Consider the following 12,575-nt stretch of genomic DNA (forward strand, 5'->3'; position numbering starts at 1 on the left):
GGGAACATGAACAATTTCATAAAAGGTATTCTTTCATTCTCCCTGAAGAACAAATTCTTCACGTTTTTCTGGGTTGGATTAATAGTAATCGCTGGAGTTATAAGCTATATCCGTATTCCGATCGAAGCTTTCCCGGACGTCACCAATACGCAAATCATCATTGTTACCGAATGGAACGGTCGAAGTGCCGAAGAAGTGGAACGCTTTGTCACCACTCCGATTGAGATCTCCATGAACAGTGTACAGCGAAAAACAAATGTCCGCAGTATCACCATGTTTGGTCTGTCTGTTATCAAAGTTATTTTTGAAGACGATGTGGACGACTTCTTTGCAAGACAACAGGTCAACAATCAGCTGAAAAACATCCAGCTTCCGGATGGTGTGGACGCCGATGTACAGCCACCTTATGGTCCAACCGGAGAAATCTTCCGCTATGTCTTGAAAAGTAAAGACCGCGATTCCAGGGAATTGCTTACCATCCAAAACTGGACCATTGACCGTGAATTGAGAAGTGTCGCAGGGGTTGCGGATGTAGTGGCTTTCGGAGGACAGGAAAAGATCTATGAGATTTCTGTTGACCCGGTAAAACTGCAGCAATACAACCTCACTCCTCTCGAATTATATGATGCAGTGAGTAAATCCAACCTGAATGTCGGTGGAGATGTAATCGAGAAAAACGGACAAGCTTACGTCGTCAGGGGAATTGGTTTATTGGATGGAAAAACGGATATTGAAAATACGATAGTCGATATCTTCAACGGGAATCCATTACTCGTGAAAAATGTAGCGACCGTTCAGGAATCAAGCGCTCCAAGGGTCGGACAAGTTGGATTGGACACCAAAGACGATGTAGTCGAGGGAATTGTCGTCATGCGAAAAGGTGAAAATCCCAGCGAAGTCCTGTCCCGCGTAAAGGAAAAGATTGATGAACTGAATTCCACCACCCTTCCTTCCGATGTGAAAATGGAAACATTCTACGATCGGGATAACCTCATGAAATATTGTACCGATACGGTGATGCACAATTTGGTGGAAGGGATTGTTCTGGTCACAGTTATCGTGTTCATTTTCATGGCCGATTGGCGTACAACGGTCATTGTAGCTATTGTAATTCCACTTGCCCTGCTCTTTGCTTTCTTTATGCTTTATTTGAAAGGAATGAGCGCCAATCTATTGTCACTTGGAGCCATTGACTTTGGAATCATCATAGATGGAGCCGTCGTCATGGTCGAGGGCATCTTTGTTGCTCTCGATCACAAAGCGAAACAAGTTGGAATGGAACGGTTTAACAAGCTAGCCAAGTTGGGCTTGATACGTTCAACGGGAGTTCAAATGGGAAAGGCGATCTTCTTTTCAAAATTGATCATCATCTCTGCCCTGCTTCCTATCTTCTCTTTTGAAAAAGTGGAAGGCAAAATGTTCTCTCCTTTGGCATGGACACTTGGATTTGCATTATTGGGCGCACTCATTTTTACATTGACATTGGTTCCTTTATTGAGTTCCATTCTATTGCGCAAGAATGTTGTTGAAAAGCACAATTTTTTCACGCGTTTTGTCAGCAATACGGTCGCTAAGGGATTTAATTGGACTTTTGGGCGGAAGAAATTAGCATTGCTCATCTCATTCATTGTCTTTGGATTAACCATCTTTTCCACTCGTTGGTTGGGTACCGAATTCCTTCCACAACTAAATGAAGGTGCACTTTGGGTGGAAGCTAAAATGCCTATGAGCTACTCTTTGCCTAAAACCGTTGAAATGGTTCATACTTTACGCGGAGAATTGACCCAATTCCCGGAAGTAAATGGTGTACTTTCCCAAACAGGAAGAAGTAATGACGGAACAGATCCAAGTGGTTTCTATTATGTTCAAATGCAAGTGAACCTGAAACCTAAAGACGAATGGAAGCGGAAAATCACTTTGGATGAACTGGTGGAACAAATGGATAAGAAGTTGAAAAAATATCAGGGTATCAACTACAATTATTCGCAACCGATTATTGATAATGTGGCAGAAGCAGTTGCCGGAATGAATGCTTCCAACGCCATTAAGATTTATGGAGATGATCTGGACAAACTGGATGAATATGCCAACCAGGTTCTCAACCAGATTAAAGACGTGCCCGGAATTAAGGATGTCGGGATCTTGCGGAACATCGGTCAACCGGAAATGAGTGTGGTTCTGGACGAAGAGAAAATGGCCATTTATGGCGTAACAAAAGCCGAAACACAAGCTGTAATTGAAATGGCGATCGGAGGAAAAACAGCCACTCAGAAATACGAAGGTGAAAAGAAATTTGACATCCGTATTCGTTACGACAAGGATTTCAGAAAGAACGAAGAAGACATTTTGATGTTGATGATCCCTACAATCAATGGAAACCGGATTCCATTGAAAGAAGTGGCAACGGTGAAAGAAGTAACCGGTCCAGCATTCATCTACCGTGACAACACCAAACGGTTCATCGGTGTGAAATTCTCCGTTAGGGAACGGGATCTTGGAAGTACGATAGCGGAAGCGCAGCACAAAGTAAAAAGTCATGTAAAACTTCCGGACGGTTACCGGATGAGTTGGAATGGAGAATTTGAAAATCAGGTGCGCGCAAGTCACCGATTATCACAAGTGGTTCCCATCAGCTTGATCATGATCTTCATTCTCTTATTCATCATGTTCAACAACGCGCGTGATGCTGCTTATGTTTTGATAAACGTGCCTTTCGCACTGATCGGAGGAATCCTTGCATTGCATATTACCGGAATGAACTTCGGGATTTCAGCAGGAGTCGGATTCATCGCGTTATTCGGGATTTGTGTGCAAAACGGTGTGATCCTGATTTCAGAGTTCCATAAACAGGCAAAATCCATGGATGACCTCAATCAGGCTATTGTGAACGCAGTTAAGGTTCGAACCAGACCTGTTGTGATGACAGCGATGATGGCCGCAATCGGATTACTTCCGGCAGCTATCAGCACCGGAATCGGTTCGGAGAGTCAAAAACCGCTGGCAATTGTCATTATCGGAGGATTGGTTACCGCAACGATTTTCACGTTACTCGTCTTCCCGATTATCTATCACAAAGCTTTGCATTTAAGAGAGAAAAAGAAACAAATTCCAAGAATTAAGTGAGGCTCTTTGTAGTGTTTGATGTCTCACAAGAAGTCCCCGATCTGCAAAAGCGAATCGGGGATTTTTAGTTTATCTCAAAATAGTGACATGACCATTGAGGTCAATGCGGTAATCCTTCATTTTTTGCTTGATGACGATCTTCCAGGTGTAAGCTCCTTCTTTACAAAGTTCCCCGTTGTATGTTCCATCCCAACCAACAGTTGTATCATGAGTTTCGAATAAAACTTCTCCCCAGCGGTCAAAAATAAGCATCGTATAAGATTGTTTATCGAATGCATCATTGAAAATCGGTAAGAACACATTGTTCACCTCATCTCCATCCGGAGTGAAGGCATTGGGAACATACCAGGTCAAATCCTCCTTTACCTCTATAGTTGCTTCCGCCGAATCAATACAAATTCCATTCGTTGCATATAAGACAATCGTATAATTCCCTGCCTTATCCGGATAAGTATGACTTGGATTGAACCCATTGGAAGTAAATCCATCTCCAAAATCCCAAGAGTAATTCGTTGCGTTCGAAGAGTTATTGTCTGTCGAAACAAATGGATTGTAGGATGAAAGTTCCGTTGGAGTCGCATCAAAACTTGCAACTGGTTGCGGGAATATCGTAATCATATCGGTATTCACCAAGGTATTTACGCAACCATTTAAATCCGTTACGGTCAAACTCACATCAAAGACCCCGTCACTCGTATAATTTTGAATAACCGTTCCACAAGTATTTTGTGGTCCTAACCCCTCAAAATTCCAGGTACAATTCGATGAATTCGGTGTCGTGTTATTGAACGTGATCTCTTGAGGATTACATCCTGAAGAAATATCACTGTTAAATGTAATCACTGGCAAAGCGTAGATTGTCACAGTCACATTATCCGTTGTGGAACAAGATCCGACACTTGCTGTGAGCGTATAATTCGTTACACCTGCAACGGTTGGATCAAAAGTTGGATTTGCACTATTTGCATTGCTTAACCCGGTTATTGGTGACCAGGAATAAGTTACTCCTGCAACCGGGGTTTGACCGATCTGATTCGTTCCCGATGAATTGGCACAAATAGTCGCATCGTTTCCTGCATTTGCTATTGGAGGAGAATCAACCGTAATGGTAAAACTGGTTGTTGACCCGACACACCCGCTTAAAGTTGGTGTAATGGTAATGGTAGCGCTATTAGAACCTGAACCCGAATTCAAGCCTGTAAAGGAAGTAATATTACCCGATCCGCTTGTAGCCAAACCGGTGGTTCCATTGGTATTCATCCAGGTAAATGTTGCTCCTGCAGGCGTTGAAGCAAATGCAGGAACAGAAACCGTCGTATTAGAACAAACGGCGATTGAAGCAACCGGATTTGCAGTTGGAGGTGATGAAATTGTTACCGTTACTGACCCAACCAATGCCGAACTACATCCACCCGGAGGATTGATTTGAACACTAACCAACGAATAAGTTGTTGTGGAAGTTGGAGAAACTGATACGGATGCATTTCCGGCAGCATCCAAAACAATGGTTTGATTCACTCCACCAACCTGGTATGTTACCGTTGCATTTGGAGTTCCTGTAAAACTGATTGGTGTACTTAAACCACTGCAGATTGTTGCACTTCCCGCAATAGTTGCAGTTGGTAAAGCAACTACAGTAATCACTTGTGTCGTTATACATCCTCCCGAATTCATGTAGGTAATCGTCGTTGTTCCAGCTGAAACCGCCGTTACAACACCAGTGCTTGAAACAGTAGCCACTGCCGTATTTGAAGAAACCCAGGGAGTGGATGCATGAGCAGTTCCCGTCCCTGTCAAATTGGTTGTTCCTCCGATACACAATGTCGCCAATGGAGCATTGATTGTAGGAGTTGGATTAACCACAATAGTCGTGGTTGAAGTACATGGAACCCCTGCCACAGTTGCAGTTACCGTATAAGTATACGAACCTGCTGCAGCAGGAACAGGAACTCCCGTAGGATTTTGAACGTTTGAAGTATAACCGCTTGGTCCGACCCAATTCCAGGTAGCTCCGACTACATTCGTTGCTGTCAAATTGAACGTTGCTACACCTTGACAAACATCTCCGCTATTTCCAGCCGTCACGGTACATCCTCCACAGGAATTCACAGTGATAGTTGCTGTTGCAGTTGTAGAGGACGGACATAATGCATTACCTCCGGATGAATTCACTGTATATGTATATGTTCCCGGAGTTGATGGTGGAGTTGCAGTAACAGTTGCACCAACAGTCGCACTTAAGTTTGGAGAAGCATTCCAAGTATATGTTCCATTTCCACCAGTAGCTGTAAGCGTGACAGATTGCCCGGCGCAAATTATTGAGGTAGAAGGATTTACATCTACTGGAATTGCTACACCACTATTTGCAGCAAAGGTATAATCACAAACATCACCATTAAAACCGTCAATCATGATATAGTAGGTGTTACCAGGAGTCAAACCTGTTGCCGAAACGTTTTGGGATGAAGCAGTTGGTCCTAATGCCTGACAATAATATGAAGTAACAGGACCAGAACAGTTAGTCGCAGAAAAAATCATGATTTGAATCCCTTCATTATTCTGGGAATTATAAACCCAAACATTAAATGAAATCGAAGTGGAAGATGCCACAAATGATAAATAAGAATCATTTTCTACCGATCCACAAAAGGCTCCAAGAAGACCAGTTGCAGGACAAGAACTTAATCCTAAAAATCCACAACCTAATAATGAACCTGCAGATCCCCAGGCATCCGGTGTATAACTTGCGGATGTATTTCCGCAATATCCATTTAAATCACAAATCGGTGTTGCCGTAGCACACGTATTTCCCGCAGCCGGATTTGCTCCACATGGAGGCTGTCCAATCCCTGATACACTGATCAGAACAAAAACAAAAAGGTAGATCAACTTTTTCATTTGACAACCTTTAAACGTTCCTCGATATAGAACAAAATTTGTTTATCCTTGTAAGATGACTGAGTTCTACTTCTGTAAGTATAGAATTCATGCCATTTTTTCAAATCAAAAACAGAAAGTTGATCAATTGAACGATAATAGATTTGCAATGAATCTGATGACAATGAATCAGAAGTAGCCTGATAAACAGACTGGGAACACACATCAGTAGTATGTGCATACGTAGTAGATGCACCAATAACCGAAGCTATTGCTGCTAGTAGTAGTAATCTCATAGTGTTGAATTATTTTACAAATTCTATCTTAAGAACGAAATTACAACAAAGTAGTTGCCTTATTTCATATCCAAACCAAGGTTTAACCGAATAATAACTAATTGTTTTTTATTTAACAATTAGTTATCTTCTCAATAGACCGTGTTTCAAGATCAAACTAGTTGCTTAAAAAATTCAGGATAATCCTATTCACAGTGGCTGGCTGATCAAAACTTAAAAAGTGTCCGGCACTTTCAATAGTTCCGGTTTGGACATTTGGAATCCACTTCTTCGCCTTTTCCAAACATCGCTGATTATTGATAATGTCCTTATCCCCTATTAATACCAAAACCGGCATGTTTAAAGTCTCCACAGATTTTCGGGAATAAGGCGTCATGTCGAAAACGCATCTGGAAATACCTTCCTTTTCCGTGCCTAAATAATATTGATCAAAATAGGTCTTACTTATTTTGATACTTCTCACAGATAAACCGGATAATACCTGATCCAACTTTTCCTTATTCGGAGAAATACTGTAAGTGATATTGCTTAATAAGGCAGAACTGGGTTTAATCCATGTAAAAGTCTGAGTCGGACTCAACGAATCAATAAATACAGAGGGATGACAAATCCGATCGTGCGCACCATATAAAGCAAAAAATTTATCTAATTTACCCGAAAAAATTGTGAACACAACCAATAATCAAAAGGCAGTCGATTTATTCAACAAAAAGGCAGATTCCTATCAGGAACGATTTTTATCTGTGGATGCATACTCTGAAAGTTTTCATGCACTCCTATCATTGCTCGACAAAAACAGTCGTGTCCTGGATGTTGCTTGTGGTCCCGGAAATATTTCCAAATTTTTATTGAATGAACGACCTGAATTAACAATTCTTGGAATTGATTTGGCTCCAAACATGATTGAATGGGCGAAAAAAAATAATCCTACAGCAAGGTTTATGGTTCATGATGCCCAACAAATTAATCAACTGTCAGAGACCTTCGATGCAATCATAGTGGGTTTTCTTTTTCCCTATTTCATGATGACACAAGTTAGGGAATTCATCGGAAAGGCTTATAAAAAGCTTCATACGGGTGGAATACTATACATCAGTACCATGGAGGACCGATATGAGAACTCCCGTTTGAGATCATCCAGTACCGGAGAACAATTATTGATGCATTATTACGAAGCCGCTGATTTAATTGAAATCCTGGAAATGAATCAATTTCAAGTCGTTTTTGAGAAAAGGCAACTGTTTTCCACCGATCTTCCTGAAAGCGATACCGATCTGATGTTGATTGCACGAAAAATCAACTAGGTTCGTCTTTTAGAATACTGTTCAAAGAGCCAGAAATCGCAAACCGACTCCTGAACAGCAATCCAATGAATAACTTCGTTATTCATTAAACTATTTGTACAGCGTAGGAGTTACTTTCTGACAAATCAATTTCATTCCGGATCACATCTTCCAGCTTTTCCCTTTGTCGGATCAGATGTGGAACCCCATCTCTCAGATAAACCTCCGCCGGTCTTAAACGGGAGTTGTATTGATTGCTCATACTAAAACCATATGCTCCTGCATTGTGAATTGCCAATATGTTTCCCACTTTCGCCTCTGAAATCGGGCGGTCATAACCAAAAGTGTCCGTTTCACAAATGTAGCCAACGACCGAGTAAAGCTTTTTCTGCCCTTCCACATTCGAAATGTTTTCAATTCGATGATATGCATTGTAAAACATGGGGCGTATCAGATGATTTTGTCCACTGTTAACCCCCAGAAAGACAGTTGAAGTGGTTTGTTTAACTACGTTCACAGAAACCAATAAGACGCCGCTTTCACTTACCAAAAACTTACCCGGTTCAAACCACAGTTCAATTTCACGACCGTATTCCTTGCAGAAATTTTGGAAGGATTCTCCGATCTTCATCCCTATTTCTTCAATCGGCGTTACAAAGTCCCCTTCCTTATAAGCTACTTTAAAACCGGAACCAAAATCCATGAATTCCAATTCAGGGAAGTAGCTTGCTGCCTGATACAACAGATCTGCGCCTTGCAAGAACACATCTGCATCCACAATATCGCTGCCAGTATGCATGTGCAAACCAACGATGTGCAATTTATAGTGATCCACAATCCGCTGAATATGTCGCAATTGATGAATGGAAATTCCGAATTTGGAATCGATGTGTCCCACCGAAATATTTGCATGACCACCTGCCAAAATATGTGGATTTATGCGAATACATACCGGAACACTTGATCCGTAAACCATTCCAAAATGTTCCAAAACACTCAGATTATCAATATTGATCATAACTCCCAAGGCTACCGCTTCCTCAATTTCAGAAAACGCCACTCCGTTTGGTGTATACATGATTTCACCTGCATCAAATCCTGCTCTCAAACCCAAAATCACTTCCTCAATTGAAACTGCATCCAAACCTGCCCCTTCGCGTTTAAGTGTCTTCAAAACATTAATATTGCTCAATGCCTTCATAGCATAGTGCAATTTCACCTCTTGGGACCCAAAGGCGTTTTTCAAACGTTTGTACTGTGAAATGATTTTTGCTTCGTCGTACACATAAAGGGGAGTTCCGTATTCTTTTGCTACAGATTCTAAGAGTGTTGAGTTCATTTTATTGTTACTTTTCAGGGTGCAAAACTATAAACAAAAATTAATTTCACAAAATTTTTGTTTTAACACATTTTGTTTGAAATAAAACATTTAACTCTTGAACGAATGAGCTTTTGATTTGTACATCACTAAAACCAATTCTATGAAAAAACCCATTTTAAGCGGATTACTACTTCTTTTCCCTATTCTTTTATTTGCCCAAAACATGCAGGAGCAAGTTTTGAAGACAGAAATCAAACGTGTCAAATTGTTTCTTACAGCCGGCGAAATGACTCATGAAACTCCGGTTAAATTAGCTAAAGGGAGAAACAAGATCATCTTTTCAGGAATTTCTGCATTTGCCGACCCTAGAACCATCCAGTTTACGGGTACTGGTACTTTTCGCTTGGTTTCTATTTCAACCGAAATGGATTTCCTGGCTGCAGAACAATGGAATCCAAGGATCAAAGTTCTGGCGGATTCATTGGAACACTTGAAAGATCGTCATCAGCTGAATGTGGATCTATTGGGATCTTATCAGGCTGAACTTGGGATCTTGAATACCAATAAGGATTTAAAAGGTCAGAATACTTTGACCATAGACCAGATAAAAGCAGCCGGAGAATATTACCGTACACGTACCTTTGAAATCAATAAGACGGTTACGAAAATTAAAAAGGAACAAGACGTTTTATCAGCTAAAATCAATGATACCCGTTTTCAATTGACTGAATTGAATTACACCGAAAACCAACGAAGCAATCAAGTGATCGTCCTGATTGACGTAGACAACAATACGGATATTTCAGGCGTCTTGAAATACCTGGTTTCCGATTGTGGCTGGGCAGCTACCTATGACCTGTCTGCTACTGATCTGAACCAACCTATCAATCTGAAATACAAAGCACAGGTATACAACAACACCGGAAACGACTGGAAAAATGTTTCATTGACTTTGAGCACTTCCGATCCGCTTCTTAGCGCTGCATCTCCGGTTTTAAATCCGTTTTATATCCGCTACGGGGAACAAGCTGAGTATAGTAAAAAAGCATCTATTCAACCTATTCAGCAAAAAACAGAATTCCGCAACGAAGTCATGAATGAAATCAACATGGCAAATCAGCGTGCGTATGATAATTATGTGTTGGATCAAAAGGTTAGTGAGAATAATGAATTTTTCTCATCTGACCGTTCAGGTTCCAAAAATGAAGGCAAAAAGGTCAGCACCGTTGCAATGAAACAAATCGAGATCTCTGATTTGAATGCAGAGTTCGTAATCGCACATCCATTTTCTTGTCCGACAGATGCGAAACCGTATATCGTAGAGATCAAGGAAATCAATATGCCTGCAACCTTCACACATGTTTCCATCCCGAAACTGGATCAAGGTTCATTCCTGTTGGCAAACATCGTAGGATGGCAAGACCTTGATCTGATCCCTGGTCCTACCAATGTTTATTTCGCAGGAAACTATGTTGGAGTCAGTGAGATCAACACCAATAATGTGGATGATACCTTGAGTCTATCTTTCGGTCGCGATTCTAAAATTCAGGTATTGCGTAAGTTGAAATCAGAAATGAGTACGAAAAAAGTTTCCGGAAGCACGAAAAAAGATACGTATTTCTATGATATTCAAGTTCGAAACAACCGCACGGTACCGGTAAAAATAAATGTATTCGACCAGATTCCACTTTCCAGCAATAGTGAAATCACTGTTACTGTGGAAACAATCGGAACGGGCAAGAAGAATGATCTGACAGGTGAAGTATCTTATTATATAACGCTTCAGCCAGGAGAAACCATTAACCTGGAATTGGGCTATTCGGTCAAGTATCCGAAAAATGCAAAAATCAGTACGCGAACTTACCGGACGATAAGTTGTCCCAGTTTTTAAATTGAAAAAGCTCTCCGTTTGTGGAGAGCTTTTTTTTTGATTTGTCAAATCAGATTCACTGAATATTCGATGAATGTAATGATATGCTAAATATTTAGTAAATAATCTGTTAAAAATTAGGAACTACCTATATCGTTTTAGTATGTTTGCGTTAAACTACGATTATGAAGCAGACTATCTTATTGCTATTCTTTAGCGTTCTGATTGGAACTCCCTTGCTCGCTTGTACAGGAGGAACAGCATCCGGAGCATTGATTCCAACAGCAGCATACCAGACTATCGCTACACAAAATGGAAGATATTATACCATAAATGTTGTACAGTGTAATCAATATGAATTTACATTCTGTGCAGGAGGCTCTTCATCCGGAATTGACACACAGTTAACGCTACTCGACGCAACCGGAGCAACCGAAATTGTCTATGCGGATGATATTTGTTCAACAAATGCTTCCATTAACTGGACAGCTACATTCACAGGGACAATTCGAATTTTGATTTCAAAGTATAGTTGTGTTCATGACTTGACTTCCAATGTTACCATGGCCTATAAAATGGTAGCAAACGTTGGTAGCTATTGTTTGAATGGAAATGCCAGTTACCAAACCATTGGTGGACAAAGTTGTATCGAATTGACCCCTGAAACAAACAATCAAACAGGATGTGCCTGGAATAATTCCGTAATTGATTTCAATCAACCGTTTAATCTTACTTTGAATTATTATTTCGGAAACAATATCAACGGTGCAGATGGAACGACATTTACTTTCCAACCCAATCCTAGTGCATGCGGAACAGCAGGAGGACAATTGGGTGCAGGTGGAATCCCTAATTCCTTAGTAATCGAATTCGACACTTATGACAATGACAATCCGGCACATGTATTTGATTTACTTGCAGATCATATTGCTGTAGAGATCGACGGAAATTTATCTGGTCCGGCCGCTCCTTATTGCGGACCTACTCCGGCATTTGCTTCTTCTGCCAATTTGGATGATGGTGTTGTCCATGCGATCATGATTTCCTGGGATCCTGTTACACTAAATCTCAAAATTTACGTGGATGGAAATTTACGTCTGACTTGCAATGGTAATTTTGTGACTTCCGTCTTCGGAGGAGATAATACGGTGTATTGGGGAGCAACTGCCGCAACAGGAGGATTGAACAACCAACAATACTTTTGTCCCTCATCTGTTGTTCTTCCTGTCGAATTAAGTGCTTTCAAAACGAATTGCGAAGGTGAATTCAATCGGATTTTCTGGAGAGCTGAAACTGAAAGTCGCTTGGATCACTATTCATTGGAATATACCTTCGATGGACAGCTATTCTATCCTCTCTCAACTATCCAAGCAAGTGGAAGTTCTGAAATTCCTCTTGAATATTCTTACGTGGACCAACGCAAATGGGAGAAGCAGATTTATTACCGTTTAACTTCAGTTGATATGGATGGAAAATTGGACTACAGTGATTTGATTTCCGCATTCAATTGTTCTGCTGATTCCAAAAAACTGATTACTAATCTATCTTCAGAAGAAGGTGTTATATCCATTCATTTCACAGACAAATCCATCTATTACCAAGTTTTTGATCTGAATGGAAAAGCAATTACAGAAATTCTGAACAATGACGACAAATCTGAAAATCAATTAATTACAACTGTTTCGAAAGGAATTTATATTCTAAAAGCTTGGAATAAGCAAGAAACTATCTTTGAAAATCAACGATTTTTGATCGATAAATAGAATTCATTCAGGTGTTATTTCTAAGCGTTCATAGCTTTTTTC

At 40.5% G+C, this 12,575-nt stretch carries 8 protein-coding genes; 4 read left to right on the top strand and 4 right to left on the bottom strand.

Features of this window, described 5'->3' with window-relative positions:
- The first annotated feature begins 6 nt into the window (after positions 1 to 6).
- Complete coding sequence (locus AAG807_RS17130) at positions 7 to 3,123, top strand: CusA/CzcA family heavy metal efflux RND transporter (protein WP_341906574.1); 3,117 nt, start codon at positions 7 to 9, stop codon at positions 3,121 to 3,123.
- 69 nt (positions 3,124 to 3,192) lie between these two features.
- Here AAG807_RS17130 and AAG807_RS17135 read toward each other — a convergent pair whose 3' ends face one another.
- From AAG807_RS17135 to AAG807_RS17145, 3 genes are all read right to left on the bottom strand, one after another.
- Positions 3,193 to 6,021: a PKD domain-containing protein gene (locus AAG807_RS17135; RefSeq protein ID WP_341906576.1), complete on the bottom strand. Its 2,829-nt coding sequence runs from the start codon at positions 6,019 to 6,021 to the stop codon at positions 3,193 to 3,195.
- A complete protein-coding gene (locus AAG807_RS17140) occupies positions 6,018 to 6,296 on the bottom strand; it encodes a hypothetical protein (protein ID WP_341906578.1) in 279 nt (92 codons plus the stop codon). Before AAG807_RS17140 ends, AAG807_RS17135 begins: the two co-directional genes overlap by 4 nt.
- A 157-nt stretch (positions 6,297 to 6,453) precedes the next feature.
- Complete coding sequence (locus tag AAG807_RS17145) at positions 6,454 to 6,969, bottom strand: alpha/beta hydrolase (protein WP_341906580.1); 516 nt, start codon at positions 6,967 to 6,969, stop codon at positions 6,454 to 6,456.
- Here AAG807_RS17145 and AAG807_RS17150 point away from each other — a divergent pair.
- Complete coding sequence (locus AAG807_RS17150) at positions 6,962 to 7,600, top strand: class I SAM-dependent methyltransferase (RefSeq protein ID WP_341906582.1); 639 nt, start codon at positions 6,962 to 6,964, stop codon at positions 7,598 to 7,600. The genes AAG807_RS17145 and AAG807_RS17150 overlap by 8 nt on opposite strands.
- Before the next feature lie 85 nt (positions 7,601 to 7,685).
- Here the strand turns inward: AAG807_RS17150 and lysA are convergent, their stop codons facing one another.
- Positions 7,686 to 8,918, bottom strand: a complete 1,233-nt coding sequence (gene lysA / locus AAG807_RS17155; protein WP_341906584.1) for a diaminopimelate decarboxylase — start codon at positions 8,916 to 8,918, stop codon at positions 7,686 to 7,688.
- A 142-nt stretch (positions 8,919 to 9,060) separates the two neighbouring features.
- On the opposite strand from lysA, the gene AAG807_RS17160 reads away from it, so the two are divergent.
- The gene (locus AAG807_RS17160; RefSeq protein ID WP_341906586.1) at positions 9,061 to 10,791 is read left to right on the top strand and encodes a DUF4139 domain-containing protein; all 1,731 of its coding nucleotides are present in this window, start codon (positions 9,061 to 9,063) and stop codon (positions 10,789 to 10,791) included.
- A gap of 164 nt (positions 10,792 to 10,955) precedes the next feature.
- Positions 10,956 to 12,533, top strand: coding sequence for a hypothetical protein (locus AAG807_RS17165; protein ID WP_341906588.1), 1,578 nt, complete (start codon positions 10,956 to 10,958; stop codon positions 12,531 to 12,533).
- Positions 12,534 to 12,575 lie beyond the last annotated feature (42 nt).

Origin of the sequence: Fluviicola taffensis DSM 16823 (assembly GCF_943372375.1) — a bacterium.
GTDB classification, from domain to species: domain Bacteria; phylum Bacteroidota; class Bacteroidia; order Flavobacteriales_D; family Crocinitomicaceae; genus Fluviicola; species Fluviicola taffensis_A.

Excerpts from the sequence above, each read along its gene's own strand:
- lysA (WP_341906584.1), bottom strand. The coding sequence starts at position 8,918 with ATGAACTCAACACTCTTAGAATCTGTAGCAAAAGAATACGGAACTCCC.
- AAG807_RS17140 (WP_341906578.1), bottom strand. The coding sequence starts at position 6,296 with ATGAGATTACTACTACTAGCAGCAATAGCTTCGGTTATTGGTGCATCT.
- AAG807_RS17130 (WP_341906574.1), top strand. The coding sequence starts at position 7 with ATGAACAATTTCATAAAAGGTATTCTTTCATTCTCCCTGAAGAACAAA.
- AAG807_RS17160 (WP_341906586.1), top strand. The coding sequence starts at position 9,061 with ATGAAAAAACCCATTTTAAGCGGATTACTACTTCTTTTCCCTATTCTT.
- AAG807_RS17135 (WP_341906576.1), bottom strand. The coding sequence starts at position 6,021 with ATGAAAAAGTTGATCTACCTTTTTGTTTTTGTTCTGATCAGTGTATCA.
- AAG807_RS17165 (WP_341906588.1), top strand. The coding sequence starts at position 10,956 with ATGAAGCAGACTATCTTATTGCTATTCTTTAGCGTTCTGATTGGAACT.